The organism is Ciceribacter sp. T2.26MG-112.2, from assembly GCF_900492205.1.
GTDB classification, from domain to species: Bacteria; Pseudomonadota; Alphaproteobacteria; order Rhizobiales; family Rhizobiaceae; genus Allorhizobium; species Allorhizobium naphthalenivorans_A.
The window spans coordinates 1-20,079 of record NZ_UEYQ01000008.1 but is presented as its reverse complement, the minus strand read 5'-3'; the positions used below and the strand labels follow the sequence as shown (position 1 = coordinate 20,079).

The window sequence follows — 20,079 nt, the reverse complement described above, 5'->3', positions numbered from 1 at the left end:
CCCGACGCTATCTGTTCGGAAGCCCATCCTTGAGACACCCTGCCGCTTCGACCGAACTGCTCCAGTCGATGAACAGCACCGATAGACCGAGAGAGTGGGCGAGCGGCAGCCCTCGCTCGCGGCCCAGCACCATCATCGCCGTTGCCCAGGCGTCCGCCATCATGCAGGTCTCGGCAAGGACGGTGACGGATGCCGGGGCGTTCAAGAGCGGCATGCCGCGTCCCGGATCCATGGTGTGGCCGAGACGACGCCCCCCGACCTCCACCCAATGGCGATAATTGCCGGAAGTGGCCACGGCAATGTCGGTGAGTTCGAGGATCGAATGCGCGGCGCGTCGTTTGGTGTCCGGTGCCTCCACGGCGACCGTCCACGCAGAGCCGTCCGGCTGCGTACCGATGGCGCGCACTTCGCCATCGATCGCGAGCAGCGCGTCGCCGATGTCGAAAGCCCGTGCGGTCTCGGCGAGCCGGTCGACGCCATAGCCCTTGGCGATGCCGTTCAAATCGAAAGCCATGGCTTGCGACTTGCGGGCGCGCGCGTTCGCCGGATCGAGCTCGAGAATCTCATGGGCCGGGCGGCGTGGCTTCGTGCGGGCAGCACGGATGCCGGCCTCGTCGGCCGGGCTGGGGCCAAAACCCCAGGCACTTACCGCATCGGCCATGCCGATGTCGAAGGCGCCGCCCGAGATGCGTCCGAGCTCGAGACCAGCGGCAAGCACGTCCATCAGCGCCGGCGGTAGCGATACCCATTCGCCCGGTCCGGCAGCGCTCAGGCGATTGAGGTCGCTGTCCGGCTTCCAGGTCGACATCTGCCCATCCACCTCGGTCACGGCCTCGGTCATGGCGACCCGGACAGGCTCGGGGTCGAACCCGGCCGGCGCATGGAACAGGGCGGACCAGCGGGTTCCCATCGTCGGCCCGTTCAGGGCATGGCGAGCAAGGTCAGTAAACGTCTTCCGCATAGCGTCCCTCCGCTTTCAGCGACGCAAGGCTCATGCCCTTGCCCGCAAGGATCTCGCCAAGGGCCTGGGCGACACCGGCAGCCATGTCACGCCCGCCGCAGACCATGACCTGTGCCCCCTCCCGCAGCAGCCGCGCCACGCGTTCGCCATCGCGGCGCAGGACGTCCTGAACGTAGATCGGCGCGGATCCGCGGGAATAGGCGGTGGTAAGAGAGCAAAGCCTGCCGTCCTCCTGCCATGCCGCGAGCTCTTCGGCGTAGAGCGCATCGCTCGACGGGTGCCGGGCTCCGAAGAACAGGTGCATCGGCCTGGCTTTCGCGTTGTTACGGGCAAAGCCTGCGAGCGGGCCGATGCCGGTGCCGGCGCCGATCAAGATGACCGGCGTCCTGCCGCGCCGCGGCCGGAAGGCAGGATTGTGGCGCAGGAAGACCTGCACGCGGTCGCCGGGCTCCATCAGCGTCAGTTGGGTCGAGCACAGCCCGCCCGGCTGCTTGCGCACGCAGATCTCGGCGAAGCCGTCGCGGCTTCCCGAAGCGAGCGAGTAGAAGCGGGGCACGACCGAACCTTCGGGGACGATGCCGATCAGGTCTCCCGCCTCGAAGGCCGGGAAGGCACGGCCCGTCAGCCGCTGCCAGAACGGCACCTTCGGCAAGGCAAAGCGCAGGATGGACGTCGGAGCCTGGACCTCGGCGCCGTAATCGCGCCGCGACACCAGAACCAGGTCACGCGTCTTAGGCTTGGTCGGCTGGTGGTTGAGATCGAACGCGGTCCCGATTGCAGCCGAAAGGGCGCGGCCCCAGCGGGCAAAATCCTGTGGTGACTGACGATCTACCGTGTCCATGGGCAGCAAGAGCTTCCAGCCCTTCGCTTCTGCTGCACGACCAATCTTTTCCGCGAAGCCGCAGAAGGAGGGGAAGCTGCGGTCGCCGAAGCCGAGGATCGCGACTGGCGCGGCCGGAGGCTCGGGCAGTGCGGCGAGACGGTCGAGGAAGTCGCTGGCCGAGGCCGGCGCTTCCCCCTGGCCATAAGTGGCGGCGAGGAGGATGATGCGGCGAGCCTTTTTCCACTCATCCGGGGCAAAGGCCGACATGGCCGCGGTATGGACCCGCGCGCCGGTTGCGGTCAGCGCCGTTTCGAGCGTGTGGGCAAAGCCCCAGGTACTGCCGCCTTCGCTGCCGACGAGAATGATGGTTTCGGCTCCGCCGGCAGGGGTGCCGACCCGCTTGCGGCCGGTGCGGCCAGCAAGCCAGAGCCTCAGGCCGGACCAGCCCATCAGCGGCACGCCAAGAGCCGAGAACCCGAGGACGAGCCCGAGCACCGCCGCGCCATGGCCGGTATGCAGCAGCATGATCATGTCGCTGGTGCGCTGCCAGACATCCGCATCGTTCCAGACCAAAAGCGCGCCGGTTCCCTGGTCGATGTAGCCTTCGCCGGACGCGGTCCTCAGCGTGAAGACGTCGGTCTTGTCGCCGGCGACGGGGAAGGTGAGCGAGCGGAAACCATCAACGGAAACCTGCTGAAGGGCCGCTATGTCTGCCGGTACAAGCCCGACTTCGCCGCTCACCACGGCCGGAAAAGCGGGAGCGCCGGCGCCTTCGGGCACGAAGCCGAAGGTTGCCGCCGACATCCAGAGCGCAGTTGTCGAGGAAAGCATCAGGCCCCAAACCGACAGTCGGGCGATCGCAGAATGACGGCGTCCCTGACCCTGGCCGCGCAGGGGAGAGAACAGTTGCTGCCAGCCACCGGCACGCCGGGTGAGGAGAAGGAGCCCGGAGAGGCTGAGTGTAAGCATGGCGGCGGCACCCGCGGCGACGACGATGCGCCCGCCGTCGCCGAGGAACAGCGAACGGTGGAGGTTGGTCAGCCAGCGCTGCAGGGCCGGGACATCGGCGGCTCCGAGACTTGCGCCGGTCTGGGGATCAATGATGGCGGCGGCGGGCTGGTCGCCCTTATAGAAATAGGCGGTGATCTTGCCGGAGGGCGCCCGCCGGATCTGCTCCACCGTCGGCTCAGCGGCCTGAACACGGCTGGCCAGTTCGGCCACGCTCATGCCGGAGGCGCCCGGTGCCTTCATGGCCTCCATGGCGGGATAGACCGACAGGGCCGCGCCGCTCAACGCAATGATGGCGAGGAGAATCGCGGCGACGAGGCCTGGCCAACGGTGAAGCGTCCGGATCATGGCGGGCACCCTTTCTGCTTAAAGTCCGTAGGTGAAGTCGGCGATGTAGCGGCTGCCGGAGACGGGCTTGCCGGCGCCTTCGGTCGTCAGCGGAACGACGATCTCCGACGGGCTGTCGCGCATGTCCTCGACGGCGGCGTCGATGTGCAGTTCATAGCCGGCGTCGAACAACGTGTCGGCGAGGTCGAGCGTGATGGCGAGCGAGCGGCCGGCGCCGACGCTCGCACCGGTGATACCGCTGATCTCGGCGGTATTGCCGCCGGAGGCTCGGTACCACCCGCTCAGGTGCTCGTAGTATTTGGCCTTGCCGCCCGCCATCCACAGGCTGCCGACATAGGTCCCGTCTGTGGCGGTGACGTAGTAGGCGAGATAGGCGCCGTCGCCGCCGTAGTTCTTAAGGTTGGTGGTGAGCGTGACCTCGCGGGCGAGAGCCATGCCGGGCAGGACGAGCGCGGTGGTGACTGTGAGGGCTGCAAGAATGGACTTCATCGTCTGTTTCCTTTGATCAATGGGAGGAGATCAGTTGACCTGGACCTTCGGGGTCGAGCCCTGGAGGATCAGCCCGTTATTCGGTGGTGCGACCGTACCGACGGGGGCCGGCGAGGGCTGCGAGCGACCGTTCCGGCCGTCGTCATCGTCGTCATCATCGTCATCGTCATCATCATCGTCGTCGTCGTCGCCGTCGTCGTGGCGCCGCTGGTCCTTCTGCCAGCCGTCGTCATCCTCCTCGTCCCAGTCGACGTGGACGGGTGCGCCGGCTGCGACGTCGCCGGAGACGGGCGGACCGAAGACGGCGAAGGGACCTGCGATGGCGCCGGCGGCCGCAAGCACGGTGCCGGACAGGAGGGCTGCGAGGAGAAATCTGCGGTTCTTGTTCATGGGTAGGCTCCTTTGATGAGGGATAATTCTGGAATACCCGCTCTGCCTGATCGCTTCCTGACGGCGGCAGCCGATCTTCTTCAGCTTCCCGTCAGGGAGCGATCGGCAGGCTCGGCTAGCGATGGTGGTGGCGGTCGTCGTTCTCGAACTCTAGGACCGTGAGCGTCTGCGGATCGATCTTTGCCTCGAACGCCCGGCCCTCGGCATCGACCGCATGGATCTCGTAGCAGCCGTCATCGATCTTGATGCGCCTCACCTGCCAGCCGCGCTGCTCGGCCATGGCGCGGACGGCTTCACGCGGCTGCCAGTTCGCCATCGGAATGTTGCAGTCGTCCTCGGCGAGCGCCGGGCCGGCTGCAAGTGCGATCAGTGTCGCTGTCAGGACGGTTCGAGATGTCACGGTCATGTCTCCGCTTCGGACGAGAGGAGATTGGCGACTTGAACCTGACCGGTCGCTGACAGAGGGTACGACCCGGCTTCAGCTTCCCGTAAGCTGGGCGATGGACTAAAGCTGGTGACGGAATGACGAGGAAGAGCGATGAGGGTGCTGCTGGTCGAAGACGATACCGTGCTGGGCGCTGCCGTTCGCGACCAGATCGCCGCCGACGGCCATTCGGTCGATTGGGTGATGCGGCTCGACCGGGCGGGCGACGCGCTGACAAGCGCCGTCTACGACCTCGTTCTCCTTGATCTGATGCTGCCCGACGGGCGCGGCATTCCCTTCCTCAAGGTTCTGCGCGGGCGAGGGGACGTCACCCCCGTCATCATCCTCACTGCGCTCGACCAGGTCTCCGACCGGATCGAGGGCCTGAATGCCGGGGCTGACGACTACATGGTCAAACCCTTCGACCTTGCCGAACTCTCGGCGCGCATCGGCTCCGTGGCCCGGCGCTATGTCGGCAATCCAAATCCGTTGATCACGCTCGGCCCGCTGGAGATCGATGTCGCGGCGCGCAGCATCCTCAAGGATGGCCGGCCTGTGGTCCTGACCGCGCGCGAATGGGTGTTGTTCGAGGCTTTCCTGCAACGTCCCGGACAGTTGCTTTCCAAGAACCAGCTTGAGGAAAGGCTCTATTCCTTCGACACCGAGATCGACAGCAACGCGATCGAGGTGCATGTCAGTCGCTTGCGCAAGAAGCTTGGCGCGCACGTGATCGAAACCGAACGCGGTCTCGGCTATCGCCTGGGGCGGTTATGAGAGCGCCGCGTTCGCTTCAGGCACGGCTGGCGCTGGCGGTCGGCCTCTCGGTTACGGTCCTGTGGCTTGCCGCAGCCTCCGTGACCGCCAACCGGCTCGGCCACGAAATGGAGGAGGTCTTCGACAAGGACCTCGAAGCAACGGCGCAAAGGATCCTGCCGCTTGCTTTGCACGACCTTCGAAAGCGCAATGACGATGATCCTGGCGACGACGACGACGAAGAGGACGAGGACGCTCGACATATCGAGCGGCTGGACGAGCGCGAGGAGCCGGTGACCTACGTCGTTCGGGACCTGAAGGGCAAGATTCTGCTGCAATCCCGCGGATCGGACGGCTTCCAGTTCCCGCCCTTCGAGAGTGTCGGGTTCAGCAATACAAAGACCCATCGCATCTATTCGGACCAGGCGCGCGACGGGCGCGTCACGATTTCGGTGGCCGAGCCGGTCGATCACCGGGCGGAGGTGTGGCGCAGCATGCTGCTCAGCCTCGCGCTGCCGCTGCTCGTGGTGATCCCGTTCAGCCTCGGCGCCATTGCCTTTGCGACGCGCGACGGCCTGCGTCCGGTGCGCAAGCTCAAGGGCGCTCTCGAAACGCGCGGCGTGCAGGATCTGTCGCCGCTTCCCGATACCGGGCTTCCGAGCGAACTGGAGCCGATCACCGGCGCCGTAAACCAGTTGCTCGCACGGCTGAGGCAAGCCTTCGAGGCGGAGCGCAATTTCGCCGCCAATGCTGCCCATGAACTGCGCACACCGGTTGCCGGCGCCATCGCCCAGGCGCAGCGCATCCAGTCGGAAACGACGGACGCTATTGCCGCGCAGCGAGCGATCGAGATCGAGTCGACCCTCAAGCGGTTGATGCGCATGTCGGAGAAACTGATGCAACTGGCAAGGGCCGAGGGCGGCCGCCTGAGGCTGGAGGCTCCATCCGATCTGCGGCCCATTCTGCGTTTGGTCGCGGAGGATTTCGCCCGCTGCGGCGCCGGCCACCGGATCGAGGTGTCGCTACCGTCCGGTCCTGTGCTGTCGGACCTCGATCCCGACGCCTTCGGCATTCTCTGCCGCAACCTCATCGAGAACGCCCTGCGTCATGGCCCGGAGGATCGGCCCGTCATCGTCTCGCTCGATGCGGCAGGCGAGCTTTGCGTCTGCAACGAAGGGCCGGCGCTATCGCCCGAGATCATAGGCAAGCTGGTCCAGCGCTTCGAGCGTGGCACGACGACCGCAGAGGGCAGCGGGCTGGGTCTTGCCATCGTCAAGGCAATCACCGAGCGCGCCGGTGGGCATTTCTCGATCACCTCTCCCATCCCCGGGCGCGACAGCGGGGTCCGGGCGGCGGTCCAGCTTCCAATTTCTCGAGCGGAAAGAGCCTGAACTGGCCGATACGGTGTTCAAGGGCGCGCCACAGGCAAATACAAGACCCGAATTCTCCGTCTCAGGCCAAGGCCTCGCGAATGGCGTGCAGCGCCGCCAAGGTGGTGCGCGAGCGTCTGACATCCAGAAACTCCGGCCAACTGGAAAGTACGACGGCTGAGAATTCGGCGCCGGGATCCAGGTAGATCATCTGGCCGAAGACGCCGCGCGCCATATAGGTCTGCCGGCGAGGTTCCTCGATCCAGAACTGGTTGTGATAGGCGCCGTGCGGCAGCACTTCACGGTAGACCCCGCCGAATGGACCGCCTCCGCCACGGCGCGTGTTGTCGATCCAGGTGGCCGGCACGATGCGCCTTCCGTTGATTTCTCCATCACCAAGATGCAGCAAAGCGAAGCGGCCATAGTCCCGCAAGGTTGCATTGAAGCCGCCGCTGGCGAGCGCGTAGCCTGACGGATCGACGGTGAAACAGGCGTCCTCCTGTGCGCCCATCGGCGCCCACAATTCACGTGCGACCAGATCCGCAAGCGCGATGCCGCTGATACGCTGCAGTATGAAGGCGAGCACGTCCGTTTCAATCGAGCGGTAGCGAAAAGACGTCCCGTGAGCGCATTCGACTTCCTTCAGGGTCAGGATCAGTTCCCAGACGGTCTTCGGCCACGACGGGTCACTGCCCGCTTTCCATCCGCAGGCGACATCCAGTTTGGCCATGTGGGAATCGCGCGCGGTATAGGTTTCGTCGAACGCTACGCCGCTCGTCATGTCCAGCACGTGCTGGACCGTAGCGCCGCGATAAGCCGTGTCTTCCAGTTCCGGAAGGTATCGGGTGACGAGCGCCTCGACATCGAGTTCGCCGCGATCGGCAAGTATGCCCGCGACCGTGCCCGCAATCGACTTGGAGACCGATTGCGACAGATGCAGAGTGCGCTCGGTCATGCCGTTCAGATATCGCTCGGCGACGACCTCGCCGCGGTGCAGGACGAGAAAGCCATCCGCAAAGTTCGCCTCAATATGGCGACCGATCGTATCGCGATGCCCGTCGATTTCGAAGGCGAGAGAATCGATATCCCGAGGCGACGCCGGCAGCGGGCTTACCGGTCCTTCGCCGCGCCAAACCCGCGCGGTCGGGACGATTTCACGCAGGTTCTGGAACGACCAGCGGTTCCAGGGTGCGCGGTCCCAATCTTCCCTGGGAATGAGGGAGGACCCGGGCTGGGTCGGATCGCGGAACGCAATATCACTGTCGGCTCTCATGTTCGCTTGCTCTCGCTGCAGTTTGTATTCTTGGCGGCTCAATCCTTGCGCCGCAGATAGCTTCCACCCACGAACTCGCCAAACAATGTCCCGAGTTCGCTCATCTCCGCGAAGTTGCGCTTGGCTTTCGGTCCGAGCTTGACCGCAACGGAGTCGATCATGAGGTTGAGGATGACCCCGAGGCTCGCGGTCGAATCCCAGAATGTCTTCACATGCGTATGCGCCTCGAAAACGAGCCGGGTGAAGGTGAAGCCCCAGTGGCTGTATTTGTCGGTGACGATGATGAGCGGCATCTCCATAGCCTTCAGCTTTTCCGCCAGTTTCACCCCGCGCGTCGCATAGGCGGCCGTGTCGACCAGGACGACAAGAGTCTGCTTCGGATCGGCGAAGATGATTTCGCCGAAGGTGCCGGTGGCGTTGTCCGCGAAGATGACGTTTGGGCGTGCCCAGAGCAGGCGCGTGGCGAAATCCGTCGCCAGTCCCTTGGATGCCTCGAAGCCCACGACGTAGATTGTCCGGGTCTTGGCAAGCAAGGTGGTTGCCTCGTCCCAGAGGTCGGTTGACGCGAGCGCATACGCCTTCACGATGGCGTCCAGTTCCAGCCGGAGGCTTTCCTGCAGTTCCCGCTGTCGGTTGTTGCGGACCTGGAAGCGGCCCATGTAGTCGTCGACTTCCCCATCCTTTTCGGTCACCGATTCGCGCATGCGGTTCTTCATGTCCCGCAGGCTTTCGAATCCGAGGCTCCGCACAAAGCGGGTGACGGTCATTTCGCTGACGCCGACAGCGCGTGCGATGCTGGCGCCTGTCTCGAAGGGCAGGAGCTGGATATTGTCGAGCATGTAGGCACCAAGGCTTTGCTCGGACGGGGAAAACTGATCCATTCGAGCGCGCAGTATCGCCTCGATGTCCAGCTTTTCCCCGCCCTGTTCCTGCCCGTCGGCCGGCCGCTCGTCATTTGTCCCTGTCACGTTGAAAGCTCCTGAAATTTCACTGCATGCGCGATTGATACTACCTTTTTCCGCATGCTTTCGTTCGACGTTTCAAGTTGGCTTGAGCTTGTTCCGTCATGACGACCGTGATCATCACGCCGCATGGCCAGCTCCTTCCGATGGCGGAAGTGGCGGCCAATGATGCGTCACCGAACCGACGAGTTCCTGCGTGTAGGGATGTTGCGGGTCGTTTAGAACCTGCTGTGTCGGCCCGCTCTCCACGATCCGTCCCCCTTTGAAGACATATACCCGCTCGCAGATGCTGTTCACCACCGCAAGGTCATGGGAGATATAGAGAAGCGTGAGCTCCTGTTCGCGTTGCAGGCGAGCCAGGAGTTCGAGGATCTGCACCTGTGTCGTCACGTCCAGGGCGGACGTGATCTCATCGGCGATCAGCAATTGCGGTTTCAGGGCAAGCGCTCTGGCCAGACCGACACGCTGGCACTGGCCGCCCGAGAGCTGGCGCGGCCTGCGATCGTGCAATGCACTTGGCAGATCGACCATTTCAAGCAGTTCATCGACACGAAGATAGGCGCTGCGACGATCGGTTATTCCATGCCTCCAGAGCGGCTCGGCGACCGCTTCGCGCACGCTCATCCGCGGATTGAGCGAATCGTAGGGGTTCTGAAAAACCATCTGGACGCGTTGCCTGAAGCGGGTCAGGTCCCTGCCCTGTAGGGCATGAACGTCCTGGCCATCGAGGCGAACGACCCCGGCGCTCGGTCTGTTCTGGCGGACGATCGCCCGGGCGAGCGTGCTCTTGCCGGACCCGCTTTCGCCCACGATACCGATCGTTTCTCCGGCTGAAATCTGCATGTCGATCCCGTCCAGGGCCAGGAAAGATCGCGCATCCTTGCTGTCCCGTCTTCCAATCAGACGGTGTCTGGCAGGAAAAGACACGGAGAGCCTTTCGATGCTGAGCAAGGGCGCAACGGCCTGCGGAGGGCTGTCAACCGTAAAACTCGCGCGTTCGGGCTGGGAAGCGACGAGAAGCTTGGTATAGGCATGTTTCGGTCGGCTGATGATCTCGTCCGCGGGTCCTTGCTCGACGATTTCGCCATTGCGCATCACGACAATTCGCGTGCAGATCGCGGCAATTGCTGCAAGATCGTGAGAAATCAGGATCACCGCAAGTCCGCGCTTCCGGTTCAACTCCTGCAGGAGCTTGAGGATGCGTGCCTGGACCGTGACGTCGAGCGCCGTCGTCGGTTCGTCGGCGATCAGCAGTTTCGGACCGCAACCGATCGCCGCGGCGATCATCGCGCGTTGTTTCATCCCGCCGGAGAACTCGTGCGGATAGGATCGGGCCCGCTTTTCCGGATCGCGTATGCCGACATCCTCGAGAAGGCTCACCGCCCGGCGCATGCCTTCCCGTCTGGAAAGCCCCAGATGCCGGATCATGGGCGCGGCGATCTGCTGGCCTATCCGGCGCAGCGGGTCGAGATGGGAGGCGGGATTCTGGAAGATCATTCCAATTTCGCTGCCACGCAAGGAGCACCACTCGTCCTCCTCCAGGCCGAGCAAGTCGCGGCCCCGGAATTGCACGCTTCCTTCCGCTGTGGCGAGCGCGGGCAGGAGGCCCATCAGGGCACGGCACGTAATCGATTTCCCCGAACCGCTCTCCCCGACGATGCCGAGAATTTCCCCTTCCATGACCTGGAACGAAACCCCCTTCACGGCGATGAAAGATCCGAAGGCGACGGTGAGGTTTTCCACTTGCATGAGGGGTGGCATGTTGCTCGTCATGTTCAAATGGCCACCTTGCTGCGTTGCATTTGTCCTATGCCGTCTCCGAGGAAGGCAAAGCCGAGCCCGAGCGAAATGGCGGCAAGGCCGGGAAACAGGCAAATCCACCAGGCCTGTTGTACGAAGGCCTGTCCATCGGCGATGATCACGCCCCATTCTGCGAGCGGCGGCTGGGCGCCCATGCCGAGGAAACCGAAACTTGCGCCAGCCAGCATCACGAGCACCGCGTCGCTGACGGCATAGGCGATGACCGGTCCGAAGGCATTCGGCAGGACATGACGGAAGAGAATGGCTCTCCGTGGATAGCCGAGGCATTCCGCTGCCCGGATGTATTCGCTTTCGCGGACCGTCAGTACTTCCGCCCTGACCAGCCGCGCATAGCTGACCCATCCGACGAGCGTGAGGGCGATGACGAAGTTGACGAGGCCCGGTCCCAGGACGCCAACGATCGCCAGGACGAGGACGAAGAACGGAAAGGCCACCGTCAGATCGTACAGCCGCATGAACAGGCTATCGATCACCCCGCCAAAGTAGCCGCTCAGCAGGCCGACGACAGTGCCGATCAGGAGTGGTGGCAATACGCCGACCACGCAGAGAAACAGATCGACGCGCGCGGCGTGGATGACCCGCGAAAAGACGTCGCGGCCGACCTGGTCGGTACCGAACCAGTGCGCACTGTTGGGACCGGTCAGCATGTTGCTGATATCGATCGCGTCAGGATCATAGGGCGCGATCAGCGGGGCCATCAGCGCGACGAGCGACCATCCGCCCAGTATGGTGACCGCGATCATCATCAGCGGGCTGAGGTTGACTGCACGCGGCGCTGCCTCGGTGGAGGCTGGAACATTCGACATGATGGTTTTCCTCACAATCGGATACGCGGATCGATGAATGCCGATATCAGATCGACCGCCAACGTCACGAGAACCGTCGAGCAGGCGAAGACGAGGGTTAGTCCCTGCACGACGTAATAGTCCCGCCCGAGAAGCGAACTCACCATGAGGGAGCCGAGGCCGGGGACCGCATAGACGGTTTCGACGATGATGGCGCCGCCGATCATGAAGGCCACCAGGACGCCGAGCAGGTTCAGCGTCGGCAGAACCGCATTCGGCAGGATCGTGCCCCAGAATATTTCTCGCTCGCTCGCCCCTTGAGCCCGTGCAGCCGTGACAAAATCGGCGGTAGTCTTCTCGATCAGGGCGGCGCGCAGGCTCTGTGTCAGCACCGGCACAAGCCAGATGGCCGTTGAAAGTGCGGGCAGAAACAGGTGGTGCAGATGGCCGGTGAAGCCGTCTCCGTAGCCCGAGACGGGAAACCAGCCGAGAGCCACCCCGAAAAAGCGCGACATCATGATGCCGAGCCAGAAGACGGGAATGGTGAGGCCGACAATGCCGATAATGCGGATGGCCTGGTCTGCGGCGCTACCCGGTTTGCGAGCGCTGGCGATCGCCAGAGCGACCGTCGTCGGGACCGCGAGCACCATCACATAGCCCGTCAGGAACAGGGTCGGCCACATGAACTGCGAAATCAATTCGCTGACCGACCGCTGGAACCGCAGGGATTGGCCGATATCGCCCCCGAGCAGGCTCAAGAAGTAGGTCGCGTATTGCCGCCACAGCGGCTGGTCCAGTCCATACTCCGCGCGGATAGCCGCGATCGTTTCGGGGGTCGCGCGGGCGCCCGCAAGCAGGCGGGCAGGATCGCCGGGCGCAAGATGCAGCAGCAGGAAGGTCACGACGCTGATCCCGATCAATACGCCGGAAAGCTGGAACAACCGCCTCATCACGAGAAACAAAAGGCTCAATCACATTCTCCACGGAAGGAGGAACGGCGGTGTGCCTGCCGGATGGGCACACCGCCGTTTCGCTTTTGCCTACTTGGCGATGGTCGTCTCTTCGAGCGTCCACTGCAACGACGGTGTCAGCTTGATCCCCTCGAGGCGCTTCGAATAGGCGACTGCATTCGGGGCGTAGTAGAGGGGAATCTGCGCGACCTCCTCGGTGGTGATCCTCTGGATCTCCTTGTAGATTTCGGCGCGCTTGGCGCGATCGCCCTCCTTCGTCCCCTGTTCCACGAGTTCATCGACCTTGGGATTGGAATAGAAGGTGTTGTAGGAATTCGAACCGCATGATCCGCACACGGCCCAGCGAACGGCGAGATCCGGGTCCGGGGTTTCGTTATACCACCAGTTGGCGGCCGCATCGTAGTCGCCCTTGCCGGTGGCGTCCCACCAGGCGCCGGAATCGACGTTCACGATCACCGGCTTCAGGCCGATCGCCTGCCACTGCGCCTGGAGGAGAAGTGCCATCTGCTGCTCGGTGGCTCCGGAGGTCGCGAGGATCTTCACCTCGCGGCCCACCATGCCGGATTCGGCCAGCAATTGCTTCGCCTTCGCGACATCGTAGGGAATGCCCGGATAGTCCTTGTCGTGGAAGTCGATGCTGCCCGGCAGGGTCGTATTGGCGGGCTGGGCATAGCCACGGGTTATCGCCGCCGCCATCGCCTTGTTGTCGATCGCGTAAGCGGCCGCTTGCCGGGCCATCATATTGGAGAAGGGGTCGCGCTTGCTGTTGAGCAAGGTGATATAGATCGTGGTCGATGGCTCGAGCCGCATGTCGATCTTTTCGGCTGTCTTCAGATCATCGATCTGCGCCCACTGGACAGCGCGCATGACGTCGGCTTCTCCGGCCTTCAGCATTGCGATCCGTGTCTCCGGTGAAGCGACTTCGCGAAGTTCCACGGTCGCGTCGGACTTCGGATAGCCCTGGCGCCAATAATGGGCATTCGGCTGCAATACCAGCATCTCGTTGGGCTTCCACTCCTTGACGGCATACGGCCCGGAGGTCACGGGCTCGGTGGAAAATGCCTTCTCAGGCCCCCGTTTTTCGACGTCGGCCTTGGACACGATGCCCATGTTCCAGATTTCGAGATTGCCGAGGAACGGCGCGAAGGGGGACTTCAGCTTGACCACGACCGTCTTGGGATCGGCTGCCGACATCGATTCGACGGCGCCCAGGGGAGCGGGATATGCGGACTGCTTGTCGCCACGGATGCGCTCGAGGCTGAACACCACGTCGGAAGCCGTTATCGGCGAGCCATCCGAAAAGAGGGCGTCGCGCAGATGGAAAGTGTATGTGAGCCCATCGGCAGAAATGTCCCAGCTTTGCGCCAGTCCGGGCTCGAGGGCGCCGGTGGACGGATTGCGCAGCAACAGGCGCGAATAGAGCTGGCCATAGGTCTCGATGTTGCCGGCCGCGGCGGAACGCATCGGATCGAGCGTCGTCGTCTGGTACGGCGAGACGATCCTGATGGCATCGGCTGAATATGCCGGCAAGGCGCCAAGCCCCGCGATCGCGGCGACGAGCCCGGCGGTGATCAGGCTGACTTTTCTAAAGTTCCCCATTTTTATGTTCTCCTGGCTTTGTTCGGCATCAGTGTTCTGAGCCCTTGCAGGTAGCCTATGTTATATTTTCAACAGGAGTCAACTGAATTGATGGTTTTATATCATTCGCGCTCACGGGTGCGAGAACGGCAACATGGACAGGGCACCCAGGCCGTCCTCCCGAGGATTCCGCCTTCGGCCGCATGGCGAACTGACCACTGGCAATGCAGGGAGGCACTCGGTCTATCCAAGGCTGGGACCGATTGCGGTGGTTCGGCCAAATGGGGGAATTCGTGGACGCCGGCAGGAGACGTTGTCGCGGCGAACGGGGTTCGCAGCCTCGTGAAGGACGCCAACTGGCTCTTGACCTTTGAAACCGGATCGCAGGCTGTCCCCGCGCATGGATAACGGACATCACCTGTGGCCATCAGGTCGCCAATGATGCCAAAACGATATCCGGCACGACTGGAAAATCAAGGAACTAAGGTCTTTTAGGGATAGTTGGCTGGGGAACCTGGACCCTCATGGGGTACGCACCTAAGCATTTGATGTTGAAAAACATTCATTGATTTCATAGAGGTAGGGTACATTCAACAGGGCATTTTGAGGTACATTCCTTGTCTCGCAGTCGTGCGCCAACCTACCTTGAGAAGATGAACAACGGGGGCTGGAGGGTGACGGTTCCTGTCCCCCGAGAGCTGGTCAAGACCATCGGCAAAACCCGCCTGAAGCGCTCCCTTGAGACCCACAGCCAAGCCGAGGCGGAGCGGAAGAAACATGCCGTCGTGGCCGAGTTCCTCGCAATGATCCAAGCCGCCCGGGAAGGAAGGCTGCCGAAGGCCACAGTCGCGGGGATCGCTGCCGCACCTTCGATGTCTGATCGGGAGCTTACCAGTCTGGCCCTTGATCTTCGAAGCAATCTCCAGTCCCAAGACGAAGGCACCGACGACTTCGAGCTGGAGAAGGAAGGCATCTTTCAGTTGGCCGAACGGATCAGGGGGCCTGAAATCGGGATTGACGAGGAGACGGACCGTCCGGTGTTCGACCCGCACAGCGAGAAGAAGGCTGGCCAGTTTCTCCGCGTTGCCCTCGGAAAGGAGACGCCCGTTCGTGAGCCGCTGGATCTCTTCCATGCTCAGGTCAAGTGGTCGCCGCGTACCAAGAGCGACAGCGGCAGGGCGATCAACGCGCTGGAGGACTGGTGCAAGGACAAGCGTGTGCCCTTCGTTATCGAGGCCATCACCCGCAAGAGGGCTGGCCAGTTCATCGGTGACCTCGCGGCCAACCCTGACAGACCGCTCACCAACCGGACCATCAACAAATATCTGTCCTGCCTGTCACAGTTCTGGTTCTGGCTGGAGAAGCGCGGCTATGTCGAGCTTGATAGCTCTCCTTGGTCCCGTCAATCGCTGCCGAAGGTCCAGCCGAAGGAGGACGAGAAGGAGCGGCCCTTCACTGACGACGAGATGGTGAAGCTGTTCAGCGGCCAACCCAACCAACCCTATCTCAAGGACGTGATGTTGATCGGTGCCCTGACAGGTGCCCGCATCGATGCCATCATCAGCCTCAAGCGCAAGGACATCACCGAGGACGGGAACATCCGTTTCAAGCCACAGAAGCGGGAGAAGGCTTCCCGACTGGTTCCCATTCACAGCGCCTTGAAATCGACAATGGAGCGGCTTGTGGAGGGCAAACAGCCTGACGACGATCTATTCCCCGAATGCCCTCCCGTGGCCGCTGACAAGCCGCAGGAACGGTCCATGCCGGCAGTCAAGGCCTTCACCTACTACCGCAGGGCCTCCGGCATCGTTGATCCGGTGGAGGGCAAGCGCAGAGATCGCGTCAACTTCCACTCGTTCCGCCGATGGTTCATCACGAAGGCGCTTCAAGCGGGCCAGCCTGAACTGGTGGTTCAGATCGTGGTCGGGCACAAGCCGCAGAGCGTGGCGGCTGGCGTGTATCTTGGAGGGCTCACAGTGGAGCAGATGCGGGAATGTATTGAAGCGGTTAAGATGCCTCCGATGTGATCAGCTCTCAGTACTAAACGCTCGGTCTTCTGCCGTTCACGCCGCGGCCACGTTTTCGTGCGCTATGGCTGCAGCCGACTCTTGCGCATTCGTGGGGCGAGAGAACAATCAGGTATTTAGGGCCTTCTTTAAGGTCTTAGGAAGCGCATCGCTGACCAAGTCAAAATGACGGTGATGAAGACCTCTGTATGTTTTCTCAGCTACGATGCAGAATAAATACAGAATTTTACTGCAGACCTCGGAGATCGCGGCGAAAGTTTCATCCGCCTCCTTCTCCACGTAACGAGGATACTCCCCTGCGGCTATTACAAGCGCCATATGTGACGCGTTCGCCGTGTGGACATAGCCACACAGAGAGGCATATCGGCTCCTCAAATCGTTGAAGTAACCTTTTGCTATCTTGTTGTCCTTGATGGCAGGGACGCTACCTACCAAATCGAGCAGCTCGTATGTCGACTTAAGGGCCAGTACTGCCTGGTCCTCAGCAAGGCCTAAACACCGCATCCAGTTCTCTAGCCCGCTCCTCAACGTCAGTTGGGACGATTTATAGAAGCCGCTGCTTGCCAAGAAGATGGATTGGCATATGTCAGATATCGCCTCGCGAAAATATAGGTGGAATTCCTCGTTCTTATCTTTCTTTTTCCATGGTGTTTTTTTAGGGAAGTGCGCCTCAAGCAGCAGCAATGGATAATAATATCTGAAGCACTTTCCAATATTGCTCTGCAGTTTTGGCGTTTCCGAAATGGGCCCTAGATCGAATTTTCGAAGAAAATCCACGAACTCCAGTTCTGCCTCCTTCTTGTTAAGCTTCATCGAGGCCGCGCTGTGTAAGAATTTGGATCAGCTCATTCCAACTTAGGCTGTTGGCTCGACGATCTGCCACTATGGCGTCAATGCCCGGGTCTTCTTGTGTGACTCGAGTTATGGCCTCTACGAGACGCCCCAACCTTTGATCATCCAGCTTTGCAGTTTCGCAGACAATTAGGCCAATTAGCTCGTAACGAGAGCGCTTCTCCCAGCGCGGGATGTTTAAGCCTAGAGCGCCATTTGCAAAGTCTGCAATGTCCTCATTGCTGGGAAAATAGCGGACATTGTTGAATATGATTGGCAACGAGCCAACCAAGAACTGGATGTTACCGTTGCTGGAGGCGGCTTTTCGCAGCGACTCAGGCGGAGCGGTCTGAAAGTTTGCCTCGCCTAACACCTTGAAGTCCAGATGTGAGTACGATTGAAGGAGCCATGACAACTCTTCCAGAAAACGCCCAGCAGTGCGCACATCACGCGTTTTGTCGGACCGTGAGCTCGGTTTTCTCTCCGCTCTTTTAGCCATCAGCTCTCTCCGTGAACTCTTTGGCAATACCGGCTATACCGCGTTTGAGGTCACTATCGTCCAGGTCAAAAATCAAGGCTTGGTTTCCCTGCGCTCTCGCAAGCTTTACTCTTTTGGGCAACGAGGCTGCATATCGCTTTCCGGCCCACACTGGGTTCTTATCTAGAAAATCCACCGCTTCTCTATACACAAGGGTGTTCGTTTCCACGATTGTCAGGACAACCCCGATGCATTCAATAGGGTGCCCATAGTTTTGAGAAAACCGTTCAACAACTCCTCGCAACAAATCAATGCCGGTCCGAGAAAGGGGCTCCGGTTTAACAGGTACGATGTAGCCATCTGATGCGAGCAGTGCGGCCATCATCCAATGGGAAGGTGTCGGTGGCGTGTCGATGATGACAAAATCATACTTCTCGTCTGCGCCGATAGCTTCGAGATATCTCTTGAGACGTTGCTCTCTGCCCTGACCTCCACCCATCTCCAGACGATATAGCTCTAGATCGCCCGGCACCAGGTCGAAATTCTCCTTTATTTTCCAAGGCTTAATATCTTTGAGCACAAGGGGCGCTTGTGATTTTGCGCCTCCTACAGCACTGACCGCCATAGGTGCGTCATCAAAAATGTTGACGATTGTGGGCTGTCCAGCGGAACGTGCTTTCACGTATTTTTCCGGAGAGATCAGGCACTGCGTAGCGTTGAATTGGGGGTCGAGATCGACAAGAAGGACTTTGCATTGATGCCTTCTCACTAACGTGTCAGCAAGGTTAGTCGCCAACGTTGTCTTCGCCACGCCCCCCTTCATGTTCACAACGCTTATGACTGTCATGCGCACCCCCCCGAAGCTGTCGACAATCCAATGGGTATAAAGTCCATCCTCAACTGTCAATTGTTGCCTCTTGCAGCGGACTACTACTCGAATACCCCGTCGCACCAATGAGCCTTCCCTAAAGAGGGTTTCGTATTGCTATGAAAAACCACTATCGCCCCCTCCAAGTTTCGCGCTATCTCGTCCGGCCGCCTCCTCAATATGCTCAAAACGCTGGATCGGCTGATGCCAAACGCCTCCATGATCTGTTCCGCCGTTCTTCATTAGGTCTTCGCTGGGCGGCACCTCTCTGCAAAGATTGATCACCCTTTTCACTCTGATTGGTGAAACCCTTATTGCAAATTGACGGCCTGCAATCCAAAGATGAATTTAGAGTGGAGGTAGTGATGTCCCGTGTGCAAGTTACAAAAGATGAATTGTTGCTACATCTCAAAGAGCAACTGGAATTCCTGCGGGCATCAGCAGCGTCATTCGATGCGGGCTTCACTGGAGAAGCGAAGAGAATGGCCGCTACAACCCGGGTATTACTTCACCAAACTGCCAATTCCCACTCGCTGTTAGCTCAGCTCGGTATGCGACAACGGCGTTTTCTAAACACCGCCCTTCCATATGACCCGAGGAACCTCCTTTCGACCCACGGTCTCGTGGGGCTGGAGTTTGGACCCGCCGGAGTCTCGTATTATGCCCACCTAGACCGCAATCCGAAGGGCACTCGGCTGACGAACTTCAAGGATTGGTGGGAGGAGATTGTGATTGCAGACAGGGAAAAGCGATCATTTACTCGTAGATCGTTGGTCTTGACGCTTTCGAATAAGGACGGCGGAGCGCACGTCGATCCCGAACTTGACGAGGCCTACAGCGACCTCAGAAAACGGAACTCGATTGGGTGGTTGGCCACCCATTCAGGGGGGACGGACTTGCCGATACTCGGTGTCGAGCTTTACTCCATGCGGCAGATTGCTCATGAGGTAATCCGAACTCTGGAGCAAGCAGACCTGCAAGTCAGCACTCCCCGTGAAGAAAATACATAATCTCCCCATCGGACTGCCTGACCGGGCTATTACGCCCCCTTCAGTATCCTGAACACGCTGGAGCGGCTTACCCCCAGAGCCTCCACGATCTGTTCCGCCGTCTTCCCTTCGGCCTTCAATTTCCTGACATCATCGGCCTTGCGCTGGGCAGTCGGTGCGCGGCCCTTGTACTTGCCTTCCTCCTTGGCCTTGGCAATGCCTTCCCGCTGCCGCTCCAGCATGATGTCCCGTTCAAACTCGGCAATGGACCCCAGCAGGTTCATCATCAGCTTGCCGGTGGGTGTCGAGGTATCGATCCCAAGGGCCAGGATCTTCAGCGTCACGCCCTTGGCCTGAAGGGTATCCCTGATCCTGACCAGATCGGGCATGGAACGGGCAAGGCGGTCCAGCTTGGTGACAACGAACACGTCTCCCTCTCGGGCATACTCCAAGGCCCGCTCCAGTTCTGGCCGGTTCTTGTCGACTGAGGAGACCTGTTCCTGAAACACCTTATCACAGCCGGCAGCCTCAAGATCGCGAAGCTGGGCAGCAAGGCCATAGGTCTGATCGAGGGTAGAGGTACGGGCATAGCCGATGACGGTCGAGGGCATGGGTGAAGCTCCGAAAGTGCCAGATGAATTTTAGACATTGTGGCACTATCAGTTTCAAAAGTCAATAACCACTCATGTGGCACCATTCCCGATCCCAGACCGGGGGAGTCACTAGGGCGTGGTCTATTGGCACCTAGCGTCTGTCTGGCCACCCGGTCTTCCCCGTCACTGCACTCGGACGACCAACCCCAAGGGGGGGATGTGGCGAGTTCCACCCTTCTGATTGGGCTCTCGGATTTTTGCCATGAACATCCGCCCCCCCCATAAGCTCCAGCCCCAGATCATGGGGACGGGGGCCGACAAGGGGGACGCAAAGGGG

General features: G+C 61.0%; 19 protein-coding genes. 4 read left to right on the top strand and 15 right to left on the bottom strand.

The window, feature by feature from the left end; genetic code table 11:
* Positions 1-7: 7 nt before the first annotated feature.
* The 5 genes from DYZ14_RS13500 to DYZ14_RS13480 all read right to left on the bottom strand — a co-directional run bounded on the left by DYZ14_RS13500 (position 8) and on the right by DYZ14_RS13480 (position 4,425).
* Positions 8-961: an FAD:protein FMN transferase gene (locus tag DYZ14_RS13500; RefSeq protein WP_154721163.1), complete on the bottom strand. Its 954-nt coding sequence runs from the start codon at positions 959-961 to the stop codon at positions 8-10.
* On the bottom strand, positions 942-3,140 hold the full coding sequence (locus DYZ14_RS13495; protein ID WP_154721162.1) for a PepSY domain-containing protein: 2,199 nt from the start codon (positions 3,138-3,140) through the stop codon (positions 942-944). The genes DYZ14_RS13500 and DYZ14_RS13495 overlap by 20 nt, the downstream gene beginning before the upstream one ends.
* An 18-nt stretch (positions 3,141-3,158) precedes the next feature.
* Positions 3,159-3,629 carry a DUF2271 domain-containing protein gene (locus tag DYZ14_RS13490; protein WP_154721161.1) on the bottom strand — a complete coding sequence of 157 codons (471 nt, stop codon included), beginning with the start codon at positions 3,627-3,629 and terminating at the stop codon, positions 3,159-3,161.
* A 30-nt stretch (positions 3,630-3,659) separates the two neighbouring features.
* Positions 3,660-4,019 carry a hypothetical protein gene (locus tag DYZ14_RS13485; protein ID WP_154721160.1) on the bottom strand — a complete coding sequence of 120 codons (360 nt, stop codon included), beginning with the start codon at positions 4,017-4,019 and terminating at the stop codon, positions 3,660-3,662.
* A 115-nt stretch (positions 4,020-4,134) separates the two neighbouring features.
* Positions 4,135-4,425, bottom strand: a complete 291-nt coding sequence (locus DYZ14_RS13480) for a PepSY domain-containing protein (protein ID WP_154721159.1) — start codon at positions 4,423-4,425, stop codon at positions 4,135-4,137.
* Positions 4,426-4,557: 132 nt separating this feature from the next.
* Here DYZ14_RS13480 and DYZ14_RS13475 point away from each other — a divergent pair, with 132 nt between their 5' ends.
* Positions 4,558-5,217, top strand: a complete 660-nt coding sequence (locus tag DYZ14_RS13475) for a response regulator transcription factor (RefSeq protein ID WP_154721158.1) — start codon at positions 4,558-4,560, stop codon at positions 5,215-5,217.
* Complete coding sequence (locus DYZ14_RS13470) at positions 5,214-6,587, top strand: ATP-binding protein (protein ID WP_154721157.1); 1,374 nt, start codon at positions 5,214-5,216, stop codon at positions 6,585-6,587. Before DYZ14_RS13475 ends, DYZ14_RS13470 begins: the two co-directional genes overlap by 4 nt.
* A gap of 61 nt (positions 6,588-6,648) precedes the next feature.
* On the opposite strand, the gene DYZ14_RS13465 is transcribed toward DYZ14_RS13470, so the two are convergent.
* From DYZ14_RS13465 to DYZ14_RS13440, 6 genes are all read right to left on the bottom strand, one after another.
* The gene (locus DYZ14_RS13465; protein ID WP_154721156.1) at positions 6,649-7,839 is read right to left on the bottom strand and encodes a serine hydrolase domain-containing protein; all 1,191 of its coding nucleotides are present in this window, start codon (positions 7,837-7,839) and stop codon (positions 6,649-6,651) included.
* Between the two features lie 38 nt (positions 7,840-7,877).
* On the bottom strand, positions 7,878-8,807 hold the full coding sequence (locus tag DYZ14_RS13460; RefSeq protein WP_232365545.1) for a MurR/RpiR family transcriptional regulator: 930 nt from the start codon (positions 8,805-8,807) through the stop codon (positions 7,878-7,880).
* Between the two features lie 114 nt (positions 8,808-8,921).
* A complete protein-coding gene (locus tag DYZ14_RS13455) occupies positions 8,922-10,562 on the bottom strand; it encodes a dipeptide ABC transporter ATP-binding protein (protein WP_232365544.1) in 1,641 nt (546 codons plus the stop codon).
* Positions 10,563-10,576: 14 nt separating this feature from the next.
* Positions 10,577-11,428 (bottom strand): ABC transporter permease, encoded by an 852-nt coding sequence (locus DYZ14_RS13450; protein ID WP_154721154.1) that lies wholly within the window; start codon positions 11,426-11,428, stop codon positions 10,577-10,579.
* A gap of 11 nt (positions 11,429-11,439) precedes the next feature.
* A complete protein-coding gene (locus DYZ14_RS13445) occupies positions 11,440-12,378 on the bottom strand; it encodes an ABC transporter permease (RefSeq protein ID WP_154721153.1) in 939 nt (312 codons plus the stop codon).
* Between the two features lie 69 nt (positions 12,379-12,447).
* Positions 12,448-13,977 (bottom strand): ABC transporter substrate-binding protein, encoded by a 1,530-nt coding sequence (locus DYZ14_RS13440; protein WP_154721152.1) that lies wholly within the window; start codon positions 13,975-13,977, stop codon positions 12,448-12,450.
* A gap of 632 nt (positions 13,978-14,609) precedes the next feature.
* Between DYZ14_RS13440 and DYZ14_RS13435 the strand changes: the two genes are divergently transcribed.
* Positions 14,610-15,983: a tyrosine-type recombinase/integrase gene (locus tag DYZ14_RS13435; RefSeq protein ID WP_332308682.1), complete on the top strand. Its 1,374-nt coding sequence runs from the start codon at positions 14,610-14,612 to the stop codon at positions 15,981-15,983.
* Between the two features lie 108 nt (positions 15,984-16,091).
* Here the strand turns inward: DYZ14_RS13435 and DYZ14_RS13430 are convergent, their stop codons facing one another.
* From DYZ14_RS13430 to DYZ14_RS13420, 3 genes are read right to left on the bottom strand one after another with little or no spacing between them, the layout of a single operon-like run.
* Positions 16,092-16,796, bottom strand: coding sequence for a hypothetical protein (locus DYZ14_RS13430; protein WP_154721150.1), 705 nt, complete (start codon positions 16,794-16,796; stop codon positions 16,092-16,094).
* On the bottom strand, positions 16,786-17,313 hold the full coding sequence (locus tag DYZ14_RS13425) for a hypothetical protein (RefSeq protein WP_154721149.1): 528 nt from the start codon (positions 17,311-17,313) through the stop codon (positions 16,786-16,788). The genes DYZ14_RS13430 and DYZ14_RS13425 overlap by 11 nt, the downstream gene beginning before the upstream one ends.
* Positions 17,306-18,199, bottom strand: a complete 894-nt coding sequence (locus DYZ14_RS13420) for a ParA family protein (RefSeq protein ID WP_210209292.1) — start codon at positions 18,197-18,199, stop codon at positions 17,306-17,308. Before DYZ14_RS13420 ends, DYZ14_RS13425 begins: the two co-directional genes overlap by 8 nt.
* 326 nt (positions 18,200-18,525) lie before the next feature.
* Between DYZ14_RS13420 and DYZ14_RS13415 the strand changes: the two genes are divergently transcribed.
* Positions 18,526-19,170 (top strand): hypothetical protein, encoded by a 645-nt coding sequence (locus DYZ14_RS13415; protein ID WP_154721148.1) that lies wholly within the window; start codon positions 18,526-18,528, stop codon positions 19,168-19,170.
* A 29-nt stretch (positions 19,171-19,199) separates the two neighbouring features.
* On the opposite strand, the gene DYZ14_RS13410 is transcribed toward DYZ14_RS13415, so the two are convergent.
* Positions 19,200-19,760 carry a recombinase family protein gene (locus tag DYZ14_RS13410; RefSeq protein WP_154721147.1) on the bottom strand — a complete coding sequence of 187 codons (561 nt, stop codon included), beginning with the start codon at positions 19,758-19,760 and terminating at the stop codon, positions 19,200-19,202.
* Between the last annotated feature and the right edge of the window lie 319 nt (positions 19,761-20,079).